Annotated in this window: 24 protein-coding genes; 3 read left to right on the top strand and 21 right to left on the bottom strand. The window is 31.1% G+C overall.

Annotated features, from left to right (window positions below; all coding sequences use genetic code 11):
* Positions 1–7 precede the first annotated feature (7 nt).
* From ACJDTP_RS08680 to ACJDTP_RS08650, 7 genes are all read right to left on the bottom strand, one after another.
* A complete protein-coding gene (locus tag ACJDTP_RS08680) occupies positions 8–433 on the bottom strand; it encodes a UDP-N-acetylglucosamine pyrophosphorylase (protein ID WP_406760944.1) in 426 nt (141 codons plus the stop codon).
* A 156-nt stretch (positions 434–589) separates the two neighbouring features.
* Complete coding sequence (locus ACJDTP_RS08675; protein ID WP_011967911.1) at positions 590–736, bottom strand: hypothetical protein; 147 nt, start codon at positions 734–736, stop codon at positions 590–592.
* A gap of 114 nt (positions 737–850) precedes the next feature.
* Entirely contained in the window at positions 851–1,891 is a 1,041-nt protein-coding gene (namA, locus tag ACJDTP_RS08670) for an NADPH dehydrogenase NamA (protein WP_173709653.1), read from the bottom strand.
* A 116-nt stretch (positions 1,892–2,007) separates the two neighbouring features.
* Positions 2,008–2,754: a nickel pincer cofactor biosynthesis protein LarB gene (larB, locus tag ACJDTP_RS08665; RefSeq protein ID WP_078115974.1), complete on the bottom strand. Its 747-nt coding sequence runs from the start codon at positions 2,752–2,754 to the stop codon at positions 2,008–2,010.
* Positions 2,755–2,838: 84 nt separating this feature from the next.
* Positions 2,839–3,648, bottom strand: coding sequence for an ATP-dependent sacrificial sulfur transferase LarE (gene larE / locus ACJDTP_RS08660; protein ID WP_078115973.1), 810 nt, complete (start codon positions 3,646–3,648; stop codon positions 2,839–2,841).
* A 55-nt stretch (positions 3,649–3,703) separates the two neighbouring features.
* Positions 3,704–5,110 (bottom strand): nickel pincer cofactor biosynthesis protein LarC, encoded by a 1,407-nt coding sequence (larC, locus tag ACJDTP_RS08655; RefSeq protein WP_406760943.1) that lies wholly within the window; start codon positions 5,108–5,110, stop codon positions 3,704–3,706.
* Between the two features lie 198 nt (positions 5,111–5,308).
* Entirely contained in the window at positions 5,309–6,466 is a 1,158-nt protein-coding gene (locus ACJDTP_RS08650) for an aldo/keto reductase (RefSeq protein WP_078115971.1), read from the bottom strand.
* 307 nt (positions 6,467–6,773) lie between these two features.
* On the opposite strand from ACJDTP_RS08650, the gene ACJDTP_RS08645 reads away from it, so the two are divergent.
* Entirely contained in the window at positions 6,774–7,142 is a 369-nt protein-coding gene (locus ACJDTP_RS08645) for a MerR family transcriptional regulator (protein ID WP_077837126.1), read from the top strand.
* A gap of 233 nt (positions 7,143–7,375) precedes the next feature.
* Here the strand turns inward: ACJDTP_RS08645 and ACJDTP_RS08640 are convergent, their stop codons facing one another.
* Both ACJDTP_RS08640 and ACJDTP_RS08635 read right to left on the bottom strand, forming a co-directional pair.
* On the bottom strand, positions 7,376–8,134 hold the full coding sequence (locus tag ACJDTP_RS08640) for a LytR/AlgR family response regulator transcription factor (RefSeq protein ID WP_077837127.1): 759 nt from the start codon (positions 8,132–8,134) through the stop codon (positions 7,376–7,378).
* Between the two features lie 26 nt (positions 8,135–8,160).
* Positions 8,161–9,354 carry a sensor histidine kinase gene (locus ACJDTP_RS08635; protein WP_173711299.1) on the bottom strand — a complete coding sequence of 398 codons (1,194 nt, stop codon included), beginning with the start codon at positions 9,352–9,354 and terminating at the stop codon, positions 8,161–8,163.
* Positions 9,355–9,573: 219 nt separating this feature from the next.
* Between ACJDTP_RS08635 and ACJDTP_RS08630 the strand changes: the two genes are divergently transcribed.
* Positions 9,574–11,370 carry a carbon starvation CstA family protein gene (locus ACJDTP_RS08630; protein WP_406760942.1) on the top strand — a complete coding sequence of 599 codons (1,797 nt, stop codon included), beginning with the start codon at positions 9,574–9,576 and terminating at the stop codon, positions 11,368–11,370.
* A gap of 87 nt (positions 11,371–11,457) precedes the next feature.
* Here the strand turns inward: ACJDTP_RS08630 and ACJDTP_RS08625 are convergent, their stop codons facing one another.
* The 7 genes from ACJDTP_RS08625 to ACJDTP_RS08595 all read right to left on the bottom strand — a co-directional run bounded on the left by ACJDTP_RS08625 (position 11,458) and on the right by ACJDTP_RS08595 (position 18,447).
* The gene (locus ACJDTP_RS08625) at positions 11,458–12,138 is read right to left on the bottom strand and encodes a peptidylprolyl isomerase (protein ID WP_077843529.1); all 681 of its coding nucleotides are present in this window, start codon (positions 12,136–12,138) and stop codon (positions 11,458–11,460) included.
* A 173-nt stretch (positions 12,139–12,311) separates the two neighbouring features.
* Positions 12,312–13,145, bottom strand: a complete 834-nt coding sequence (locus ACJDTP_RS08620) for a deoxyribonuclease IV (protein ID WP_077843528.1) — start codon at positions 13,143–13,145, stop codon at positions 12,312–12,314.
* 558 nt (positions 13,146–13,703) lie between these two features.
* Entirely contained in the window at positions 13,704–13,961 is a 258-nt protein-coding gene (locus ACJDTP_RS08615; protein ID WP_077837132.1) for a hypothetical protein, read from the bottom strand.
* Positions 13,962–14,539: 578 nt separating this feature from the next.
* Positions 14,540–15,919: an MATE family efflux transporter gene (locus ACJDTP_RS08610; protein ID WP_406760941.1), complete on the bottom strand. Its 1,380-nt coding sequence runs from the start codon at positions 15,917–15,919 to the stop codon at positions 14,540–14,542.
* A 215-nt stretch (positions 15,920–16,134) separates the two neighbouring features.
* On the bottom strand, positions 16,135–16,485 hold the full coding sequence (locus ACJDTP_RS08605; RefSeq protein ID WP_406760940.1) for a putative quinol monooxygenase: 351 nt from the start codon (positions 16,483–16,485) through the stop codon (positions 16,135–16,137).
* A gap of 214 nt (positions 16,486–16,699) precedes the next feature.
* Positions 16,700–17,773 (bottom strand): ATP-binding protein, encoded by a 1,074-nt coding sequence (locus tag ACJDTP_RS08600; RefSeq protein WP_173709638.1) that lies wholly within the window; start codon positions 17,771–17,773, stop codon positions 16,700–16,702.
* On the bottom strand, positions 17,770–18,447 hold the full coding sequence (locus ACJDTP_RS08595; protein WP_406760939.1) for a response regulator transcription factor: 678 nt from the start codon (positions 18,445–18,447) through the stop codon (positions 17,770–17,772). The genes ACJDTP_RS08600 and ACJDTP_RS08595 overlap by 4 nt, the downstream gene beginning before the upstream one ends.
* A gap of 325 nt (positions 18,448–18,772) precedes the next feature.
* Between ACJDTP_RS08595 and ACJDTP_RS08590 the strand changes: the two genes are divergently transcribed.
* The gene (locus tag ACJDTP_RS08590; RefSeq protein WP_406760938.1) at positions 18,773–19,090 is read left to right on the top strand and encodes a hypothetical protein; all 318 of its coding nucleotides are present in this window, start codon (positions 18,773–18,775) and stop codon (positions 19,088–19,090) included.
* A gap of 422 nt (positions 19,091–19,512) precedes the next feature.
* Here the strand turns inward: ACJDTP_RS08590 and ACJDTP_RS08585 are convergent, their stop codons facing one another.
* From ACJDTP_RS08585 to ACJDTP_RS08565, 5 genes are all read right to left on the bottom strand, one after another.
* Entirely contained in the window at positions 19,513–20,607 is a 1,095-nt protein-coding gene (locus ACJDTP_RS08585) for an L-dopachrome tautomerase-related protein (protein WP_406760937.1), read from the bottom strand.
* A 353-nt stretch (positions 20,608–20,960) separates the two neighbouring features.
* Complete coding sequence (locus tag ACJDTP_RS08580; protein ID WP_161223331.1) at positions 20,961–21,860, bottom strand: Mph(B) family macrolide 2'-phosphotransferase; 900 nt, start codon at positions 21,858–21,860, stop codon at positions 20,961–20,963.
* 29 nt (positions 21,861–21,889) lie between these two features.
* On the bottom strand, positions 21,890–22,177 hold the full coding sequence (locus ACJDTP_RS08575) for an alpha/beta fold hydrolase (RefSeq protein WP_406760964.1): 288 nt from the start codon (positions 22,175–22,177) through the stop codon (positions 21,890–21,892).
* Between the two features lie 5 nt (positions 22,178–22,182).
* Entirely contained in the window at positions 22,183–22,491 is a 309-nt protein-coding gene (locus ACJDTP_RS08570; RefSeq protein WP_199882991.1) for an alpha/beta fold hydrolase, read from the bottom strand.
* A 73-nt stretch (positions 22,492–22,564) separates the two neighbouring features.
* Positions 22,565–23,164: a TetR/AcrR family transcriptional regulator gene (locus tag ACJDTP_RS08565; RefSeq protein WP_161223332.1), complete on the bottom strand. Its 600-nt coding sequence runs from the start codon at positions 23,162–23,164 to the stop codon at positions 22,565–22,567.
* Positions 23,165–23,990 lie beyond the last annotated feature (826 nt).

Here is a 23,990-nt window from a genome sequence, read left to right as displayed (position 1 = left end):
TATATATTTAGTTTTCTATAAGTTCTTTTATATCATCAACTGACGCGCCTATTGTAAATATTATATTTTCATCAATTCTTAATTTACTTTCATTTTCGTTAATTTTTATTTTGTTAACAGTTAAGTTATTCGGACGCAATTCTTTGTATCTAGTACTTGATATATCTATATTAAACTTTTTATCTTTAGCACCTGTAATTTTTATTACAGTTCCATGCTCATCACCATCACTCTCTACTCTTATATCTATAATGTTGTCTTTCCCATTGCAGCCACAGTTCGAATCATTTGGATGCTTTAGAATATTAGCATTACCAGTTATTGTAGCCCATCCACCGCTCAAGGCTAATTTCACTAATATGTTCAAATTATATTTATCCTCTATTTTCTTTAAAAGTTTTCCTAATTCAAATATTGTTAAATCTAGTTTCATTTGCTATTCTCCTTTGCTTATGTAGTACACCATCTATTATAATTGCTTTTATAAAAAATTAATATTTTAATTTTCCTATATTTATATAAGTTTGTTAATATAAAATATAAAGGATATATCAAACAGATAAAAACATTTTGATATATCCTCTTTATATTATAGGTGATCCTTTTCTTTATGTGGAGGCGCACCTATCTTTTTTCCATCAATAATGCCTAAATCCGCATTATTTTTAGGATCTATTTTTCTACGTTCCGCATTAGATTTAGGTCTATCTTTTATTCTGTTTTTGTTATTATCCATATGTATCACCTCATTATTATGGTGTACATTTAAATTCATTTTATACTGCTGGCTCTAAAATTAAAATTTATTGAAATAATTATTAATAAAATTAATTATTGCCAATTAGTATGGTTATCTATTATTCCTAAACTTACCTCTTTCATATTGCTCAGGCCATTTTACCTCACCATCTAATTTTGAGTCAGCTTCAAGCGGCCAGTATGGTTTTCTTAAAAGAATTCTTCCTAAGAAAATCATATCTGCTCTATCATTTTGAATTATTTCCTCTGCCATATAAGGCGATATAATAAGTCCTCCAGCTATTACAGGAAGTCCTGTATTTTCTTTTATTATCTCTGCAAATTTTATCTGATATCCTTCATATACCTTAATTGGAACAGGAGTTGGTGCAACGCCACCTGAGCTTACATTAATTATATCAATTCCTTCTTCTTTAACCAAATTTATTATTTTAGCCAAATCCTCTGGATGATTTCCTTCATTTAAATAATCTTCAGCACTTATCCTAAGTATTATTGGTTTTTCATTTGTCCACACTTCTCTAACCGCTTTTACTACTTCTTTTAGAAATCGTGCTCTATTTTCTAAGTTTCCTCCATACTCATCAGTTCTTTTGTTGGTAAGAGGAGATAAAAATTGATTTATTAAGTATCCGTGAGCACCGTGGATTTCTATAATATCATATCCTATTTCAATACACCTTTTAGCAGCACTTTTAAAAGCATTTATTACCTCATTTATATCCTCTTTACTCATTTCCTTTGGGACTTTATATTCATTACTAAAAGCTTCAGCACTAGGCCCTATAATCTCAAGATTCTTTATTTCACACTTTCTACCTGCATGACCAAGTTGAATTCCCATAACCGCGCCTAAGCTTTTACATGTATCAACTATCTTCTTTAAGCCATCTATTTGTGAATCATTCCATATTCCTAAATCTTTATCGCTTATTCTTCCTCTACTTTCAACTCCAGTTGCTTCTTGGATTATAAGTCCTACTCCGCCTAAAGCTCTTGTAGCATAATGTATTTTATGCCACTCAGTGGCTATTCCATCTTCTTTAGCTGTATACATACACATGGGTGCCATAACAATTCTATTTTTAAATTCTAAATTTTTGAGTTTAAAATTCGAAAAAAGTTTTGACATATAATTCTCCTCCCTTTTGTTTTTATATTTATGATGTTAATTCTATTCTTTCCTAACTAAGCAATTAGATACTGAATTTTAAATATAAGTTAACCATATAAAATCATTGTAAAAAACTACAGCTTATTAATAATACTAGCATTATATGCGGCCCCGAAGCCGTTATCTATATTAACTACGCTAACACCGCTAGCACAACTATTCAGCATAGATAATAATGCTGCAATCCCTCCAAAATTAGCTCCATATCCAACACTTGTTGGTACTGCTATTACTGGTTTATCTACTAAACCTCCTATAACACTTGCTAAGGCACCTTCCATTCCTGCAATTACTATGACAACTTTTGCGCCCCTAATGACATCTAACTTTGAAAAAAGTCTGTGTATCCCTGCAACTCCAACATCAGTTATTTTTTCAACTCTATTGCCTAATATACTGGCCGTTTCAAATGCCTCTTCTACAACAGGTAAATCTGAAGTACCTGCTGCAACAATTGCTATATAATTCTCCGTAATAGGTTGTTCATTTTTCCTAATAGTTATTGTTCTACCAAGTTTATTATATTCTGCTTCTTTGCATATTTCCTTAACTGCATTATACATTTCCTCATTAGCTCTCGTTCCTAATATATTATTGTTTTTTGTAATCATAAATTTTACAATATCTCTAACCTGCTCTACAGTCTTACCTTCGCAGTATATTACTTCTGGATAGCCAACTCTAATTTCTCTATGATTATCTATCTTCGCGAAACCCAAATCTTTAAAAGGTAGATCTTCTAACTTTTCAAGTGCCTCATCTACATTTAACTTGTTATCTTTAACACTTTCTAACAATTCTTTAATTTCTTCTTTGTTCATTAGCTTTATCCTCCTAAGATTTTCTCTGCTAACTTCTTAAACCACTTTAATTCATCTTTAAAATATTATTATTTATTTTTGATTCTATTCTTTTTTCACTATAGTTTCATTAAAACTTCCTACTCTATAACCTTGTAAATCTAATGTCACATATTTAAATCCGCATTCTTTTATTTTTTCAGCAATAGTGTCTAAAAGTTCTTCATTAAATAATTTACTTCTATCATCCCTACTTACTTCAACTCTTGCTAAGTCACCGTGACATCTTACCCTAACAGCTCTAAAACCTATGCTCATCATATACTTTTCTGCATTTTCAATCTTTTCAAAATCTTCTACTTTTAGTTCATTTCCATAAGGTATCCTTGTCAAAAGGCAAGCATAAGGTGGCTTATCCCAGGTGTTAAGTCCCAATTCTTTAGAGAATGCTCTTATTTCTGCTTTAGTTAATTTACATTCTAATAGTGGACTTTTTACTTCTAATTCTTTTAATGCTTTAAGACCTGGTCTATAATCACTTATGTCATCAAAATTAGTCCCATCAATTACACAGTTATACCCTTGTTCTTTTGCTATATTTAATATCATAGTGAATACAGCTGTTTTACAAAGATAGCATCTATCCTCCGGATTGAATTTAATTGAGTCAATAATTGGAGCTTCAATAATTTCATGTTGAACTCCCAATTCCCTTACTAATTCTCTAGCCTCTGCTATTTCCCACTTAGGAATATATGGTGATAAAATCGTTACTGCCTTTACATTGTCCCCAAGAGCATCTTTGGCTACTCTAAGTAAGAATGTGCTATCTACTCCCCCCGAGAATGCTAAAACTACTTTTCCTAATCCTTTAAGGTATTTCACTAGTTCACTATATTTATCATTATTAATCATCTATCTCTTCCGCCTCTCACCTATACATTTTTATTTTCTTAATTTGATTGTAGAATTACTCATTATAGATATTCGAAGTTTGTTTATAAACTTCCCTATACACCTTTTCCATAGTTATGTTATTCTCTTTTGCAATCTTTTTACATTCCTCATATTCAGGCTTATATTTAACTAAGTTGCCTTTATAATATGATTTCTTGATTGTTACTTCTCCATACTGAGTTTCTACCTTTGAAAACTCTCTATTTAACATTATTTTTTCAACTTTATATTTTCTTACGCCTATAGAGGTAGTCTCTTCAAAAACTATGTCCAAAATATCTTTTTCTATTTTTTCACTGATTAATATACTTAACTTTATTCCTGGTCTTCCTTTTTTCATAAATATAGGAGTTTTAAAAACATCCAATGCTCCTGCATCAAAAAGCTTTTCTTCAATATATCCATAAAATTCAGGATTCATGTCATCTATATTAGTCTCCAATATATATTGTTCTTCTATCTTCTCTAATCTACTATCTTCCCCTAAATAAACCCTCAAAACATTAGGTATATCTAGATCTCTATGTCCAATTCCATATCCAATTTTCTTTATAGAGAAATCCATTTTTGAAGTAAACTCTTGAACATTTTCAGCTAGTATCGCAGCTCCTGTAGGCGTAGTTGTTTCAAATTGAACCACTCCAACATTTATTGGAATACCTTTTAATATTTCTACAGTCGCAGGTGCTGGAACTGGCATAAGTCCATGAGCACATTTTACGAATCCACCACCAACTTGAACATGAGACGCCATAATCTTATCCACTTTTAAATAATCTAAACAGATAGCAGCTCCTACTATATCAACAATTGAATCAATGGCACCTACTTCATGAAAGTGTACTTCATATAATGTTTTGCCATGTACCTTTGCTTCTGCTTCTGCTACTCTCATAAACATATTTAAACTTAAATTCTTAACTTTTTCACTTAAGTCACTAGAATTTATTATATTCTCTATATCTTTTAAATTTCTATGATGATGCTCGTGATTTCCTGAATGGTTATGAACATGAGCTGGTTCGTGATTATGTGAACAATCATGTTCATGGCTATGTGGATGATTGTGTTCATGATTATGTGAAGCATCTTCACCATGAGAATGATCGTGATGATTGTGCTCTTCATCATGTACGTGAGAGTGACTGTGATCTTTTATAATATCATTACTACAATGCTCAAAATCTTTATATCCTATGTTATCTGCATTATTTAGTTCATCTTTTAATATAACATCTACTCTTGTTCCTGTTATTCCAAGTTTCTCAGAACTGTTAATTTGTATATCATATTCAGAATTTAAATTAAGCTTTGAAATTTCTTTAAATAAATATTCTTTAGGAACTCCTAAGTTCAACATCGCTGCCAGATTCATATCTCCACTTATACCACAAAAACAATCGTAATATAATATTCTCATTTAGCTCACTCCTTAACTCATTTGTATTAATTTAATAAATCTATTTTTAATTTGCATTATTTTTGTCTATATAATGTTATATTTTCTTAATTATCGAAAAAATGCTCTTTTGAACATATAAATTTTTTTCTTTTTTGAGAATGTAATCCTCTTTTCTTAACTGTCTAGAAACTATTTTGCGAATTATAATATCTTATTTTAAGCAAATATTGTCTTAACATTTTTTAATTCTTGACGAATCTTGATTGCTTGAGGACAATGGCTTTCACACTTACCACATTCAACGCATTTATCTGCTCTTTCTGATGGTGCTACTCCATTATATCTTTCCTTAAGTTCTTTTTCTGTTGCTGGAGTAACGAATATATTATACTCATTATATAATGTAAAATTCTTAGGAATATTTACGCCCGCTGGACATGGCATGCAATACTCACAAGCTGTACAATTAACTTTTATTCTTTCTTTAAATGCTTTTTTAACATTATCCATTATTTCCAACTCTTTTTCTGTTAGTGAATTTGGTAAAGCTTCACCTGCCACTCTAATATTTTCAGTAACATTATCCATTACATTCATACCACTTAGTACTACAGATACCTCTGGATGATTCCATACCCATCTTAGTGCCCATTCGGCTGGAGATCTCTTAATTTCTGCTTTATCAAATGTATCAGTAACTACATCTGGAAGATTTCTAACTATTTTTCCACCTCTAAGCGGCTCCATGATAACAACTCCAAGACCTCTATCTGCTGCATATTTTAAGCCTTCAGTTCCGGCTTGGAAATCTTCATCTAAATAGTTATATTGAATTTGACAGAATGACCAATCATAATAATCCACTATTTCTTTAAAAACTTCTAACTTGTCATGAAATGAAAATCCTGCATATCTTATTCTTCCATCTTTAATTGCTGAGTTTAAAAATTCATCTATTCCTAACTTCTTTAAATTTTCCCAAGAACCTTTATTTAAAGCATGAACTAAATAGAAATCTATTCTATCTGTTTGTAATCGCTCTAATTGTTCATTTAAATATTTATCCATATCCTCTCTAGTCTTAATTGCCCAACTAGGAAGTTTTGTAGCTAAATTCACCTTTTCTCTATATCCATCTTTTAAAGCTCTACCTACAAATGGTTCACTTTCCCCTCCATTTCCCATTCCTGTTCCATGATAAGGGTATGCAGTATCAATATAATTAACTCCTTCATCAATTGCGTGGCGAATCATTTTTGTAGCTTTTTCTTCGTCAATTTTAGTAGTATCTCCATCAATAATAGGTAACCTCATACAACCAAACCCTAAAACTGAAACCTTTTCATTTGTCTTTCCAAAACCTCTATATAACAAAGTAATTCCTCCTTAAAATAGATAATTTACATTATAAATTGTTCTATATATATTTTACATCTTATAGTTAACTCTAAGTCAACATATTTGGGAAAAATAAACTCTAAAATGAAAATGTAAGTTCGTTATTACAGATCTAAAGTCATTGTTCTAAAATTAAAAAAGTAATTTTTTTATTTACAATACCATATTCATCATTCATAACTTTTATATTAAATAATTTTTTGATGCAATTTTACAAATGCATGCTCTTAGAGTATACTCTAAGTTGTAAAATACATCATATAGTTTAAAGGAGGATAATATTATGGGATACAGTATTGCTGAAGTTGCTGAAAAAACGCATTTAACGCCACACACTCTTAGGTATTATGAAAAAGAAGGTTTACTTCCATTTGTGGATCGCAGTGAGTCAGGCAACAGGGATTTTAAAGAAAAAGATTTAGAATGGCTTGAGCTTATTTGTTGTTTAAAAAATACAGGTATGCCTATAAAGCAAATCAAAGAATATATTCAGTTATGCCTTAAAGGTGATAATACTATTGATGTTCGTAGAGAAATTTTTATAAAACACCGTGAAGAAGTTATAAGCCAAATAGCCGAATTACAAAGAAATCTTGATAAAATTAATTACAAAATTAATTTTTATAATTGTGCCTGTAAAAAGACCGTATAACTAATATAATATAAAACTTGTATTTATATAGTAAATAATTTAAATAAAGGATATCCATTGTTAGGCTTGATAACATCATACATAAGGATTATCCTTTATTTAGGCTCTTTCATAAATTGCAAATAAATAAGTTGATATTTTCTTTAATAAATTTACTCGATTTCTTAATTTGCAAAACTTAATTCTAATTTATATTCTTTAAAATTTATTCATTTCTAAAATTTAAAATAATATTATAGTCCTAAAATAATCTTTATTTCCTTAACATGAGATCTGCTTACTGGTATTTCATTATTTTCATCATCATCGATAATTAACTTATAAGTCCCGTTAAACCAAGGGTAGACTTCTTTAACTTTTTCGAGATTAACTACATAACTCCTGTGGCATCTAAAAAAATTTGTTTTCTCAGTCAACTCTTGTAAAGTTTTTGTTGTGCAATAAATCTCTTTATTAGTCTTAACATAATTCCTCTCTCCTTCTGAATAAAAGAAAGAAATTTTGTTAACATCGATAAGAATTATTTTTCCATTATTCTCACATGGGATTTTTTTCAATGCTTGTTTATTTTCAAGTTTACTTAATATATCTATTATTTCATTCTCATTTCTATTAATAATTGTACTTAACGCACAATTTAACGATTCCGCTATTCTCTTTTCATCATATGGCTTTAGTATATAATCATAAATTTTAAGTTCAAAAGCCTTTATTGCATAAGTATCATATGCTGTTAAAAAAATTAGAATTACATCCGGAAATATCTCTTTTACTTCTTCCGCTAACTTTATTCCGTTTTTTCCTGGAATATTAATATCAATAAAAGCAATATCTGGTTCCTCACTCTCTATTAAAGTTAATGCACCTATTCCATCATAGGCTTGCCCCACAACTTTAAATCTACCATCCTTAGATATTATGTATTTTAACTCATCGCTAGATATTGCTTCATCCTCTACTATTACTACTTTTATCTCATCTAGTAATTTCAATTTAATTTCCCCCTTAATCATAATAATTATTTTGGAATGTTAAAGCTAACACTGCTTCCATTATTTGAGCTTGTTATATTTAAAGAATAACTTTCCCCATACAATAATCTAAGTCTATTATTAATATTTTTAAGGCCGAGTCCAGTTGACAAAGATTCATCTGCATTTTCAAATCCTACTCCATTATCACTAATTTCAATGTTAACGTCATCTTCACCATTTCTAATCGAAATTGTTACTATCCCACCATTAATTTTTTTCAGTATCCCATGTTTAATTGAATTTTCTACAATTGGTTGAAGTATGAGTATTGGAAACTTTATATCCAGTAAATTATCATCTATTAAAAATTTCACTTCTAGTCTATTTGAGAATCTAGCTTGTTCAATTGCTACATAAGCCTTTATCAAAGCCAATTCTTTTTTTAGTGTAGAAAAATCTCCTTCGATTTCTAGCGTAGCCCTAAAATAATTTGAAAGATTTAATATAAGTTCCCTTGCTTTTTCTCCATCAGTTCTACAATACGCACTTATCACATTAAGAGAATTAAATAAAAAATGAGGCTCTATTTGTGCTTTTAAAGCCTTTAATTCCGCTACTTTATTTTCTTCTTTTAATTTTATAAGTTTTACTTCACCATCAACTAATTTTTTTGAGCTTTCAATTACCATAACTATTAAAAATACACCAATAGAATTTATAAGTATCATAGATAATGCTATTGTTTTCTCAAGATCTATTGCTGAATTTATATCTTTAGAAAACATTAATATAATTATCATTTGAGTAATTTCTGCTACTACTGCTGCTAACCCTGCAACAGCTGGGTTTAGCCCCTTTTTCTTAAATAATATTCTAAATCCTCCACCTATTGCGCCTTCCACAATTGTTGATAATCCGCAAGCTAACGCCGTAAATCCGCCAAACGAATACCTATGCAATCCACTTATAAATCCCACTATAATTCCAATAACAGGTCCCCCTAAATATCCTGCAACTATCGCTCCAACTGGTCTGCTATTTGCTAATGATTGATCTTTTATATATATTCCAAAATAAGTTCCTAAAATAGCAAGGATTGAGAATATAATTATCATCATCATCTTGTCTTTTCTATCAAACTTGTCCTTAACAAAACACTTCATAATATTAGTTTGTAGTATTATATATATAAATATTGTTATAAGTGCCATTCTCTCTAACATATTTACCATCAACATACTATCACCTCCTTTCCGTCCCCATATACATAAATTATACTACTATGTAATAAAATCTCAATTTCTACTTCATTTACATAAAACTTATTGCAAACTACCACCATGTTTTGCTAATTCATCCATCAAATATAGCATTTCACATGTAAAATGTAGTAATTATTTATTTATAATGTTAGATTAGCAATATAAAGAAAACATTTACACAAAGGGGATGTATATATGAATTCTATTGTTTTAGTTATCATTGGTGCTTTAATTCTAATACTATCATACAGATTCTACGGTGCTTTCATCGCTGCAAAAGTATTAGTTTTAGATGAATCTAAAAAAGTTCCTTCCGAAATATACAATGATGGCAAAGATTATGTTCCAACAAATAAGTGGGTTCTGCTAGGTCACCACTTTGCAGCTATTGCAGGCGCTGGTCCTCTTATCGGACCCGTTCTAGCAGCCCAATTTGGTTATCTTCCTGGTGCTCTCTGGATATTGATTGGTTCTGTTGCTGCAGGTGCAGTTCATGACATGATAATGCTTTTTTCATCAGTTAGGTTTAATGGTGAATCCATAGCAGAAATTGCAAAGCATACACTAGGAAGAAGAATTGGATTTATCACTTCCATTTCCGTTATTTTCATACTAATAATTACAATGGCAGGCCTTGGCTTACCAGTCGTAAACTCACTTTATAATAGTCCTTGGGGAACATTTACAGTTGGAGCTACTATTCCAATCGCAATTTTTATAGGAATTTATTTGAAATACATTAGACCTGGTAAAATAGGTGAGGCTACTATAATAGGTATGGCTTTAGTAATGCTTGCAGTTATCTTTGGACCACAAATTGAAGGTACAACTCTTGGTAATTTTTTGACTCTTGATACTAAACAACTATCTATAATATTAGTAATCTATGGATTTTGCGCTGCTGCTTTACCTGTATGGCTATTGTTATTACCTCGTGATTATCTAAGTACTTATATGAAACTTGGAGTTATTGGTGCTTTAGTTATCGGTATAATAATAGTCAGACCAAATTTGGAAATGCCTGCACTAACTCAATACGTTCATGGTGGTGGTCCAGTTGTTAGCGGTAAAGTATTTCCGTTTTTATTCATAACAATAGCCTGTGGTGCTCTATCTGGATTCCATTCACTTATTAGCACTGGAACTACTCCAAAACTAATAAAGAGTGAAAAAGATATTCTTCCAATAGGTTATGGTTCTATGTTACTTGAGGCTTTTGTCTCCCTCATGGCATTAATTGCAGCTACCTCATTGCCTACAGCTGACTATTTTGCCATAAACTCTTTGCCAGAAGTTTTTGATAAATTAAATTTGATCCCAAAAGATTTAGGAATGCTCGAATCACTTGTTGGTGAGAAACTTGCTGGAAGGCCTGGTGGATCTGTGTCTCTAGCCGTTGGTATGACATATGTATTCCAAAAGCTACCTGGTGCATCGACCTTAATGTCTTATTGGTATCATTTCTGTATAATGTTTGAAGCATTATTTATTTTAACAACTATAGATTCAGGAACAAGAATAGGAAGATATTTATTACAAGATCTTTTTGGCAAAATGTACAAACCATTTGCTAAAAAAGATTCTAAATTTAATCTAGTATTTTTCAGTGCATTAATGTCACTTAGCTGGGGAGCCTTACTTTATAGTGGTAACATTTCAACTATTTGGCCCCTATTTGGAGTCGCCAATCAAACTCTTGCCGCAATTGCTTTTGCAATCGGAACTTCTGTACTTATAGAGATGGGCAAGAAGAAATATACCCCTATAACAATATTACCTATGATATTTATCGCTATAACAACTTCAACAGCTTCTATTGAAAATATCTTTAATAACTATATTCCAAATGGTAAGACTACATTAACCGTGTTATCATTTATAATACTTGCTATGTTAATCATAATCCTATATGAATGTATTAAATCTTGGAAAAATAATTGGAATAAGCATCCCAGTGATAAAATAAACTCCATCACGCAAGCTATCCAATAAATTCCTGGTAAAATTTTAGTGGAGACTTATATGATTAATATTAGTCATATAAGTCTCCACTAAATCATGTATTCTTAGATTATAAATTTACTTTTTATTCGGTTCTTTGTATTCCACACCTTTTGTATCAACAGTTATTGATGTAATCACAACATCCTTTTTAGGTGCATCAGCAGAACTAGTTTCTACATTTTGAATTTTATCTACTATATCTAACCCTGATATTACTTTTCCAAAAGCAGCATATTCTCCATCAAGATTTGGTGCATCTCCTGACATTATAAAAAATTGACTTCCTGCACTATTAGGATCTTGTGCTCTTGCCATAGATAATACTCCTTTTGTATGCTTTAAACTGTTTGCAAAACCATTAGAAGTAAATTCTCCTTCAATTGAATAACCTGGCCCACCTGTTCCATTTCCTTTAGGATCTCCTCCTTGGATCATAAATCCTTTAATTACTCTATGGAATTTTAAATTGTTATAAAAGCCTTTATTGGCTAAATATATAAAGTTGTTAACAGTATTTGGAGCAATTTCTGGATATAATTCAGCTTGAATTTCTCCAAATCCTTCTACTTTTATAGTAGCTATTGGCAGGTCCTTACTATTTCCTGATGGACTTGCCTCATTGCTTTCACTTGTTTTAGAGGAATTATCTGCTTCCCCTTTTCCATTGCTAGCATTTTTATTTCCGCAACCTACCAATAAAAATATTCCCATTATAATTGTTATAAAAACAAAACTTTTCTTCTTCGTAATCCTCATAACTTTTTCCACCTTTTATGTATATTTTAACAGCTTAAGTATATCATAATTCTCTATATTACTTAATATTTATTATAACAGTAAAATTACTATATTATTATTTTTTATTCATCATGCAATTTTATTACTATAATTACTATATACACAGTATATAATTTTATCAATAAATATTTTTAATTTTGATATATACTCTTTAATAATTCTATCTCCCTTGCATATCCATCAAGCTCATTTGGTGTCTCAAGGAAAAATGGTAAATTACATAACATTGGATGATTAATAATATTCTTAATTCCCTCTAATCCAATAGAACCTTCTCCTATTTTTTGATGCCTGTCTTTATGACTTCCAAATGGATTCATACTATCATTTAAATGTATTGCACATAATTTATCTAAGCCAATTATCTTATCAAATTGTTCCACTACTTTATCTAAATCATTAACAATATCATACCCTGCATCATAAACATGACATGTATCAAGACAAACACCTACCTTGTGTGATAATTCTACATTATTTAAAATCTCTTTCAATTCATCAAATGTACGTCCAATTTCGGTCCCCTTTCCTGCCATTGTTTCAAGCAATACAGTAGTTGTTTGTTCAGGTTTAAGCACTGCGTTTAGCATATCTGAAATATATTTAATTCCAATCTCTACGCCTTGCTTAACATGACTTCCTGGATGAAAATTATAAAGATTATTAGGAATATACTCCATCCTCTCTAAATCATCCTTCATTACCTCTACTGCAAACTTTCTTGTGTTCTCATCTGCAGAACAAGCATTTAACGTATATGGTGCATGACCTAATATTTTAGAGAAATTATTTTCTTCTACTAACTTTAAAAATTCTTTTATATCTGTTTCATCTATAGCCTTTGCTTTACTCCCTCTTGGATTTCTAGTAAAAAATTGAAATGTATTTCCGCCTATGCTAATAGCCTCTTCTCCCATATTCTTGAATCCTTTTGAAGCCGATAAATGGCAACCTATCTTTAACATTGTATTTCCTCCCAGCATCTTATGTAATATAATATATCTTCATAATATCATTTTAATTACTATCTGTACTTTTGCCTATATAATATTTTTATATTCCATCAAATTTAAATATTATAATTAATAAATCTAGTAACTTTTTTTAATAATTTTATAAAGAACTTAGAAAAATCATTAGCTTCCTAATCAACATATTTTAACCTTTCATATAAAAAGCATTGTCATTAATAAATTATCTCTAATAAAAACCACTTTAACTTTTAATGACAAAGCTTTTTACATTTGATGCATTCTCTACTTTTATGCTAAGTGAATTATGGATAAAAAACTTTATTAAGCTGCAATATCTATTTATAAATTATCGCTCTTCCTAAAATAAACATAAAAATAAGATAGGACTAGTTTTATCACATATCCTATCTCGAAAAACTTTTGATATTGTAATATAGTTTTATACCTTTATTTACTACTCTCACCTACACTTTTTACTTAGAAATTGCTTTTCTATACATTATAAATATAAATTTATTGCCATTTTTATTTATTCATGTATCTAAATTATTATATTTCTTCTATTGCTAACAGTCTAGGGTTACTCCCTTCTTGTATTTTAATATACACTTTTGCCATCTTCATTTGTAAATCTTTTATTACTGTTTTTACTCTACATATAAAATAATAATCTTCAATTCCATTTGTAATAACTGCAACCGGATTAAACTTCCATCCCTTTATTCCATCTAGTGCTTTCCTAAGCATTTGTTTGTCTTCTACTGTAATTTTATCTTTAATTTTTAATTCTTCAATTTCTCTTAACATAAATATCAAACTTCCTTCCTTATGAATATACTATTATTTTTTCTTGTCAGTTCTTTGTCAAATATATTAATCATTTCTTAATATATTGTTAAAAGAAAATAACGAGGATCTGCCTCATCAACTACTTGATATCCCTCTTTTTCTAAGGAATCCTTTAAAGTGACTCTAATAAATCTAGCATCATCACAAATTAAAAGTTTCTTAATGCGAAGAATTATCTATTACTATTTAGAATTATTTGATGTTAGTCTTCATATAATTAAAAGAAACCTCTTGAATGTTATTTGTTTCTCATTTAGTTACTCTCCATTCATAGTCTTTTTTTGTTTTAACCTATTCACTAGCCCCTTTACTTTAGGGGCTATTTTTGTTTTAAGATAAAGTAATGCTTATTTATATTAAAAATATGTAAAAAAATAAATCTTCTAGCTATATGAATCTACAGTCAGAAGATTTTTAATTAATTATATTTAGAAAAATCTCTTATTACTTAATAAAGCATACTTTTATAACCACTATCTAAATTCTGGACCCACCATTCCGCTCATCTTCGCTTAGGCTAAAAAGTTATGGTTAATTTAACTTATCTGTTTATTCATAGAGATTTCTAGTAAGCTTTTTCTTCTAATTCCAAGCCATAGGGCAATTCCTATCAGACATGATAGTCCTTCTGTAGCTGTCATAGCCCAAACAACACCATTAACAGCAAATATTAGGTTTCCCACAATCAAAATAGGGACAAATAAAACACCTCTCAGAGCGGCCATAATATTTGATTTCACACCATCACCTTGAGCTTGAAAAATTCCAGTAAAAAATTCACATAGGGCAGCAAAAACAGTTGATGAAAGTTGAGCTATGAGAGTTATTTGACCAATGGCAATAACATTAGGATCCATACTGAAGATGCCAATAATCTGTAACCTGAGTGCAAATAGAACTGCTCCTAAAGTTAATGTTAAACCAATCATATACAATATAGTTTTCTTAACAATTTCCATGAGACGCTTTTGATTATTTGCAGAGTAAGCAAATGCAATTAGTGGTACAACTCCCATCGCAAATCCCATGCCAATACAATCTACAATTTGAACAACTCTTTGTGCAATTCCAAATCCCGCTACAACACTATCTCCATAAATCATAGAATAATTATTGAAAAGAAGACTTATGATTACAAAAAATCCACTCATTAATAAAGCTGAAACTCCAACCTTAAAAATCTCACCATAAATTTCTTTACTTGGTTTAAAGTCCTTGATTGATAAACTCTGAACAGTACTCTTCTTTTGCAAATAATATACAAAATACAAAACTGAAACTATATTACCACAAACAGAGGCTAGTGCTGATCCCATGACATTCATATTTAGAACGAAAATGAAAAAGGGATTAAGTATTATATTAATTATAATACCTGCTATGGTACCAGTCATAGAAATAGTGGATGCACCCTCTGCACGTACAGCTGCATCAAGCGCCATATTAACAATGATAATTGGAGCTCCAATAACAAGTACCATAACAAAATTTCTTGTATATTGTAGCGTTTCACCACTTGCTCCTAAAAGCGGCAACATATAAGATAATAAGGGCAGACATATCATCATTAGAATAATCCCCATAAGCATTGATGACCAAAAGTTAATGGAACTAACTTTTTTGGTATTGTCTGTATTACCTTCACCTAAAAGTCTTGATATATATGTTCCAGAACCTACTCCAAACATTTGTCCAATTGCCATTAATACTAATGAAAATGGTAATGCCAGTATCACTGCCGCCATCATTGCAGTATTATTAAGTTTACCAACAAAAAAAGCATCGATGATATTATATACAACTGACGCGATACTACTTAGTATCATAGGAATAGCCATGTGTATTATTGCTTTAGACACAGGTGCTTTTTCAAGATAGTATAGCGATTTTGGATCCATATTTTCTGTGTTTTCCATATAAAAAACCCCTTCCATGTTTTTATAAGTAATAAAATTAGCACTTAACAATAAGTCATAATCTTCTTTCAATATTATTAATTCTAATTCCTGTTTTGTTTCTACAAACATAGTATATAGTTTCTATTTAAACTAAACTTAAATGGAATTTAAACGCAATGTTAACAAAAAGAAAAACCACAATCCGTTAAATTCAGACTGTGGTTATAAACATTTTAATCCACCTTGAGTTGATAACTGGAGAAGGCTGGATGAACTTCGACTCTCATGGGCATCTCACTCAGAAGGTCAATGACCTCATCATGACCCTTTTCAAGGTTCGGGTTTGAGAAGTGACGCTTGAACGATTCCTCGTCCTTGTAGAACTCAAAAGCCCACAATGTATCCGGATCGTCATCAGCTCTACAGAGTATCCAATCTACAGGCCCATCTGTATCACCGTTGTAATGAAGGTTATTGGTAAGTTCAAATAAAGCATCACCTTTTCCAGGCTTTGCATGCATCTTTAGCACGGTGCCAGGTTGGCTTGGATCGATCATCATATGTTTTCCTTTTGCTTCAATCATGTTATACCTCCAAATAATATTATTTCTAAAAACTGTTTAGTTTCTACAAAAATAGCATATAGCTGCTATTTAAACTAAACTTAAATGGAACTTAAACTCAATGTAAACAAAAAATTACAGTCTGTTAATTCAGACTGTAATAATCAACATATTTAGCTTCTATTTGGTCATTATCAAAAAATAACAAGTCAATCTGCCTGAATATTAGGACTTGTTATTCTCTTTCATATACCTTAGGCAGCCAAATAATAAATTCTGTACCTTTTCCAATTTCACTTGTAACAGATATTTTCCCTCCATGTAAATCAATAATCTTTTTTACTATTGAAAGTCCAAGTCCGTTTCCACCCAAAGAACGATTGCGAGCTTTATCTGCTTTATAAAACCTCTCGAAAATTCGCGGTTGATCTTCCGATGAAATGCCTATACCTGTATCGAAGACTTTACATTCGACACCGTCTTCATTGTTATATAAGTTAACACCTATATTTCCGTTTTCTGGCGTAAATTTAATAGCATTATTAAGCAAATTTATAAATACCTGACTTAATAAATCTTCATCTCCACATATCATAGTTTCTTCAAGAGAAATATCGAGTGTTATATTTTTTGCTGACCACTGTGGCTCTAACATAAGTAAAACACTTTCAATTTGCTTGTTTATTTGATAGTTCTTTAAGTTTAAATTATTGTCTTCTGATTCTAAATTAGACAATCTTAATAGATTTTCGCTTAATTTTGATAGTCGTCTACTTTCAGTTTCTATTATGCTGGCATAATGTGAAATCTGATCCTGGTTTAAACCTCCTTTTTTTAACAGAGCAGCAAACCCTGATATAGAAGTTAATGGTGACTGTATTTCATGTGACACATCTGATATAAAATCTTGACGTAGTTTCTCTAAAGAACCTAGCTCTTTTGCCATTCTGTTGACATTGTCTGCTACCTCATTAAAAGGATCGAGTTCATTTGTTTTAACAAGCACATTGAAATCACCAGAAGCTATCTTGTTCATGGCTTCAACAGCTCCGCTTAATATTGGAAAATGTGAAAGATTAAATCTTTTATGTTTATTAGCGAAGCGCCAGTGCATATATATAAATGCTTTCCAACCTAGAAAATATATCACAGCAGAAGTTAAGCTTTGAACAATAAATATTATATGTAGAGGAATGCTTTCTAATTTACCGAAAATAAATATACAAATATAATATCCACTAGTAAGACCAAGTAATGTTATAATAAAAATCAGTATTAGTGAAAAAAAATACCTGTTTCCTTCCTTCACTTCACTTCCTCCAATCTGTAACCAAGACCCCTAATAGTAGTAATTTTGAACTTGTAAATATCAGACTGAAATCTCTCTCTAATACGATTTATATGAACATCAAGAGTTCGTTCGTTTCCTTCAAAATCAAGGCCCCAAACCTCTTCTATGAGCCTGTCACGAGAAAGGGTTTTACCAGGATAACTTCCAAGCATAAATAAAAGTTCAAATTCCTTCATTGGTATATCGAATTGTTCATTGTTACTAATTACTGTGTAACTACTTTTATCCATAACTAAATTACCAATATTAATACTCCGTGAAGCAGCTACTTTATAGCGTCTCAAAAGCGCTTTTATTCTAACAAGCAACTCATCAATCTCGAATGGTTTTGTTAAGTAATCATCTGTACCAAGTTCAAATCCCTTTACTTTTTGGGAAAGCTCACTTTTGGCGGTCAGCATTAAAATTGGCATATCCTCATAATATCTGCGTGCTTGTTTACAAAATTCATATCCATCCATTTGAGGCATCATAATATCAAGCACACAAAGATCAATTTTTTCCTCCCCAAGTTTTTCTAATGCATCCCTTCCATTTACAGCCTCAGCTATAGAAAATCCTTCATCTTTTAATACTGTACAAATAAGCTCTCTGATATAATAATCATCATCTATAACTAAAATCTTATTCAAATCTATCACCTTCCTCTTTTGAGTATAGAATATCAATGTAAATACAATATAAATTGATCTGTATTTTCATTTATTATTTTGATATTAAATCCTCACAAAGCCTGTATGCAAAAGCCCCCAAATTAAGATAGCGGTATAATAAGGATGTCTTAACCCAGTTGACCTGGATAGACAGTTTCAAATGGATTTGGAGTCGTCGCAGACAACGTCTCAAATTGCCGGCTTAAATTTATTTCCTGGCGATACAAGCAGACTTGGTAGTTTTGCAACTCCAGAAAAATAGTTAATTAGGACATAAATAATAAATACAAGGATGCTTAAAAATATGGTTCAACAAATTGCACCTCATGAAACCATAAAGCTGCATGAACTATTAACCTTTAAAAATCTTTGTCTGACTAAGTCAGTTACTATGTCCCAGTTAGTTTCTGACGAGGAATTAAGGTCTATTTTACAGAATGATACTTGTGCATCTAGGCAGCATATACAACAATTAAGCGGACTTATGAATCATTCTTATATTACTACCTATGAAACAATTTCAAACTATATGATGAAAAAAGGTTATTACAATGCTTATAATTTACAGGAGCAATATAAAGTAGATATGCAAATAACAGAAACTGCTTTAAATCTTTCATGAATAAACTACATGGGGAGTACATAATATGCCCCTCATTTCAAAATAACCGTCAAAAAATAGACATTCTTAAAAAATTGGTAGTCCTATTAGAATAAAAACTGGTATATTTAATACTATTCTTTAAAAGCATTTGTTTTCCTACATATTTCCCCAAAATATTATTCCACTTCTATTTTTCATTCATAAAAAGAATTCTATATGATTAATTCTCTAATCTAATCTCATAGAATTCTTTACTCCACTTACTATTAATTGTTTTAAAACTATTGATACATGATTTTCATAAAAAGTGTTTATATAAATAATGACAACATTTTTATAACTTTATGTCATTATTAATTAAGCTTTGTGGTAGTATTAATTATAACTGAAAATTCATAGTGCTTTTTCTTTTTCAACTACCTTTTCCTTTTTATTTTTTGTTATAAAAAGGTTGGAGCAGGAAATTCACCAATTTTCATACGTAGTAAACTATACGGTTTTTGTCGTAGGTCTTTTCCATAATGAAACCTTGCCTGCCTGTGTAATTGGTTCACAATGACATATAAGTATTGATCCGGACTAATTGAAAAAGTATCCGGCCATAAAATTCTTGGATCATGTATAATGGTTTTCATTGTGCCATTTGGCAATATTTTTCGAATACTGTTGTTTTCATAGTCTCCAGCATAAATATTTCCTTTTGCATCGGTGATCATTCCATCAGACGCGCCTTTTTCTCCCCAATACTTCACATGATAAAGCAAATCCATCTCTGGTATCGTTCTGTCTCTTAGGGCTTCAGTCGGGATTGAGAACAGATGACGACTGGTTAGTGGACAAAAAAATAAAAGTTTTCCATCGGGAGAAATTGCTATACCATCAGACGCCATTCTAAATGGGGAAGTTGAGCCATCTTTGTTTCGATTCATCAAAATTTGACCTTCTACTTTCGGTAAAAAATAGGGATCTGGTGAAGTTGAATTTGCTCCATTTAACCGTCTGAACGCGTTTTCATTTTCTAAATCTACCACGATAATAGCTCCTGGCCCTTTTGAAGAAGAATCCGTTATATATGCATACCCTGCTTTTCCAACACGAAAATCAAATCGGACATCATTAATATAAGTTGTTGGCAGGATAACATCTTCTGTAAAGTTATATACTTTTCTTAGTTTATTGTTTTTTAAATCAACAGCGACTAATTTTGCCCCCCCTTTGATAGGCACTGAAAAGTTTGGTGCTCCTGTATCTAATACCCAAAGAGTTCCCCTTCCATCAGCAACTACACTTTGGACACTAATGAAAGAGTTTGCGATATTCTCGGGGTTAGCTAAATTAGCTTCTAAATTAGGGTATGGCCGCAATTGATCCCCTACTATTTCCGCTACAGTAAATTTAACGTCGTCTCCCCATTTCGGAAAGCAAACGAAAATACGACCTGTTTCTGAAACAGTAACACCTGTAGGCATAGCCTCATAAAATGTATAGACTAATTGAAATTCGCCAAAATATTTTTCAATAGGTAATATAGGCATAATGATACCTCCTCTTTATATTCAAACGGTATATTACCTATAATATGATTGAGATTCGTTTTTAGTGCCCTGATCTTTAATGAGTTTTTCTAGTAATTACAAAGTGTTATGGTGCATACAAATAGGACTTCACATCATGATCATAAAACACACTTCAATATTTACTTAAAAACCTTCACAGCCTTTGATATTAGCCTATTTTCTTTCTATCCTAACAACGATCTCAACGTGACTCGAGAGGAGAGAATGAATGGCATTTGAGTGTGTCCGTTCTCGTAAACATATCCACTGTTCTTTTTATACTATTAGTAGATGAGAGCATATTGATGACCACATTACACCATTCATAACTCTTATACTTCCAATGCTTTCTTCGCCATCTGAACATATTCCTCAACACCAGATACCATTGCAAACTCGGCAATTGAAACAGGATACGCAGCAACCAGTTCAATAATATGCTCTTTCATCTTAGGCCAGTAATATCCACCTGCTTCTTTGTAAGCAAGAATCAGAGCTTCAAGACCTTCTTCTCCGAACGCCTTATAATGAAAAACAAAGTCATTTGATATATCCGTAACTTTAGCTTCAGTCCAGTCGATTAATCCAGTTACATCAGCATCTCTATCGATCATAGTATGACCTGCATGAACATCTCCATGAATTAATCCCGTTTTCTTTGGCCACATTTCATCATCATTTATCCATGCCTGCCATCTGACCCATAGATTCTCACCCACACCAAACTTAGCTTTTATATCATACATACGCTGCTTCATTGACATTTTTGCCTCTTCAGGGGTTTGCACTGCTAGACCAAGCTCAGCAGCTTTATCACTAGGTATGCTATGAAGCTCTGCTAATACCTTACCAAGAGACTTGTGAAATGATTCTGGAATATTGTTAATATCTATTTCCCAAACATAGTTTCCTATATTATGGTCTATAGTTCCTGCCGGCACACCATCTAACTTCTTGTAAGCTATTAGTTCATTTGTGTAAATAGTCCAGTTTGGTGCCTGAAAACATTTCGCATACTGATTAACTAAATCTAATGCTTGTTTTTCTAGCTTTGTTCTGGGCATTACATCTTCCCGCCTAGGCAATCTAAGAACCCAATCCGTTTCATTTTCATCTTGTGCAAATACAACTTGAAAATCAAGTCCAGATTCATTAAACTGCATTGTTTCTTCCTTTAAAATAAGATTATGTTTTTTAGCTGTTTCCATAACTTGTTTCATTTCTTTACCCATTCAAATCACTCCTAATTTTAAAATTTAGGTTATAAATTTCCTGCATACTCTGATATAGCATTAATAATTTCATCCCAATCATTATAGTGGAGCTCATCCCCCGCACCATCTAAGGTAATTAATACAGCATTTGATATAATTTTAGAAAGATGCACTCCATGCTCATACGGAATAATAGGGTCATCTGTTCCATAAATTACCAATGTAGGTACACTGATTTCGTCAGTTCTTGACAAATACGAATTCCAACCTCTTATAAATCCGCGATTTTCTCTACTCTGTAAATTACTGGCTCTATCAAATTCTTCTTCATTCAGTCTTCTTACTTTTTCTTCATCGAAAAAACGTTTTGATCCTGTAAGAATTCTACTTTTTTAATAAAACACTCCATCACTTCATCTTTATTTTGCCAATTTGTAATTTTATGTTCACCTAAGGCTTCTGTTACTTTACTATCCTTTTTAGGGAGCCTGGAATCGAAATTTGATGTCATAATTAATGAAATAGTAAGAACCTTACTTGTGTGTTTAAGAGCTACTATCTGCGTAATAATTCCACCCATTGACATACCGACTATGTGAGCCTTATCAACGTTATACGCATCTAGTACCTGAATTGCATCATCAACCAAATCCTCAAAGGTATACTCTGGATGACCATATTATATTCGTATTTTACTTTCATTTAATAATACTTAGACCAAATTAAGGCCTGGCAATTTGATTAGCAACTGCTTCGAATAATAACTCTCTAATCCTTTCATAATTATATTGCTGTAAATCTCTCTTTTGAGAACCTATTAATAATGCTGATCTTAAAACTCCGGCTATAACACCTGGGTCTTCATCGATAATCTCCTTAGAATCTTGACGTGACTTTATAAACTCCATAAGAGAGGCGATACTTCTTAGATGCTCCGAGCCAACATACTCTGGATTTAGTTTTCTAGAAACAAGTTTATACTCCTCAATGTCGTAAACCAGCCTTTGAGTTAAAATCTTAGATTCTAGTTCCAAAGCCATCATATTTAAGTACATTTTTATAGCTAGACGTATATTTTCTGTAGCTATAACCTTTGGCCAAATCTGCTTTTGAATTTGTTCTCCCTCATGTGCTAACAATTCCATATATAGCATTTCTTTTGATTCGAAAAATATATAAAAGGAACTCTTTGCAATACCAACTGATGAAGTAATATCCTCAAGAGAAGTACTTTTAAATCCTTTATCTATAAAAAAGCGATAGGCAACTTTAAGCAATTCTTCTCGAATTTTTTCTTTTTCTAACTCTGTAAATTTAGCCATAACATAACCCCCATAAAAACTTAAAAACAAAATATTTATTTGTTTTTATATTAGCATAGAACATTTTACAAATCAAATACATTTATTTATCATCCATCCTATCTCCCCTGCCCCACAATTTTATCTATCCTATTCACCCAACCCACCGAGTTTCTTATCCCAAAAATTAACCCTCGATATGTTCACATGAACGTATATCGAGGGTTTAAGTTTAGTAGTTAGAATTACTTTCGTTTTATGAAACTCAGTATTATCAAGGCTTTTACGAACTTCATTTTCTTGTTATCAATGCAACACACTCCACGTGAGGTGTGTGTTGAATAATTATACCAAATTTTAACTTAGTGTATTTTATTGTATCTATTAATCATTGAAATTACTTCAAACCTCAGATTAAAAATATTATACCCTTACATATTGTAATTTATAATATTTTATCATATCTTACTGATGGTCGGCAAACTGTTGGCAATTCGCCTATTTTATATTAATCTACATTTCAAGAATGAGATTATTGCTTAATTAGCTTCACTACAGTTTCAGCATGAGGTGTGTGTTGAAAAGTTTTATCAAATCATAACTTAGAATATTTTATTATATCTATTACTCATTAGAAATAAATCAAACCTCAGATTAAAAATATCATTTCTTTACATATTATATTTTAAAATAATATAGCATATCTTGTTGATGGTCGGAAGAATGGTGGAATTTTTAGTTCTTCCGACCATTTCTTAAATTAAGTAATATATCAATGCTTAGTAGGATACTTTGTATTTATATTGTTGATTCTGTTGTTATCAACAAATTAGAACCCCAAAATTAT

The organism is Candidatus Clostridium helianthi, from assembly GCF_045310795.1.
Lineage (GTDB): Bacteria > Bacillota > Clostridia > Clostridiales > Clostridiaceae > Clostridium > Clostridium helianthi.
This window is presented reverse-complemented; position numbering and strand designations above follow the sequence as displayed.

Coding starts and splice junctions, on each gene's coding strand:
- larE (WP_078115973.1), bottom strand. CDS start 3,648: ATGATTAATAATGATAAATATAGTGAACTAGTGAAATACCTTAAAGGA.
- ACJDTP_RS08580 (WP_161223331.1), bottom strand. CDS start 21,860: ATGGGTAAAGAAATGAAACAAGTTATGGAAACAGCTAAAAAACATAAT.
- ACJDTP_RS08620 (WP_077843528.1), bottom strand. CDS start 13,145: ATGTTAAAGATAGGTTGCCATTTATCGGCTTCAAAAGGATTCAAGAAT.
- larB (WP_078115974.1), bottom strand. CDS start 2,754: ATGAACAAAGAAGAAATTAAAGAATTGTTAGAAAGTGTTAAAGATAAC.
- ACJDTP_RS08675 (WP_011967911.1), bottom strand. CDS start 736: ATGGATAATAACAAAAACAGAATAAAAGATAGACCTAAATCTAATGCG.
- larC (WP_406760943.1), bottom strand. CDS start 5,110: ATGAGAATATTATATTACGATTGTTTTTGTGGTATAAGTGGAGATATG.
- ACJDTP_RS08605 (WP_406760940.1), bottom strand. CDS start 16,485: ATGATTGAAGCAAAAGGAAAACATATGATGATCGATCCAAGCCAACCT.
- ACJDTP_RS08630 (WP_406760942.1), top strand. CDS start 9,574: ATGAATTCTATTGTTTTAGTTATCATTGGTGCTTTAATTCTAATACTA.
- ACJDTP_RS08565 (WP_161223332.1), bottom strand. CDS start 23,164: ATGGCTAAATTTACAGAGTTAGAAAAAGAAAAAATTCGAGAAGAATTG.
- ACJDTP_RS08610 (WP_406760941.1), bottom strand. CDS start 15,919: ATGGAAAACACAGAAAATATGGATCCAAAATCGCTATACTATCTTGAA.
- ACJDTP_RS08635 (WP_173711299.1), bottom strand. CDS start 9,354: ATGTTGATGGTAAATATGTTAGAGAGAATGGCACTTATAACAATATTT.
- ACJDTP_RS08585 (WP_406760937.1), bottom strand. CDS start 20,607: ATGCCTATATTACCTATTGAAAAATATTTTGGCGAATTTCAATTAGTC.
- ACJDTP_RS08680 (WP_406760944.1), bottom strand. CDS start 433: ATGAAACTAGATTTAACAATATTTGAATTAGGAAAACTTTTAAAGAAA.
- namA (WP_173709653.1), bottom strand. CDS start 1,891: ATGTCAAAACTTTTTTCGAATTTTAAACTCAAAAATTTAGAATTTAAA.
- ACJDTP_RS08615 (WP_077837132.1), bottom strand. CDS start 13,961: ATGTTAAGAGAAATTGAAGAATTAAAAATTAAAGATAAAATTACAGTA.
- ACJDTP_RS08590 (WP_406760938.1), top strand. CDS start 18,773: ATGGTTCAACAAATTGCACCTCATGAAACCATAAAGCTGCATGAACTA.
- ACJDTP_RS08645 (WP_077837126.1), top strand. CDS start 6,774: ATGGGATACAGTATTGCTGAAGTTGCTGAAAAAACGCATTTAACGCCA.
- ACJDTP_RS08625 (WP_077843529.1), bottom strand. CDS start 12,138: ATGAGGATTACGAAGAAGAAAAGTTTTGTTTTTATAACAATTATAATG.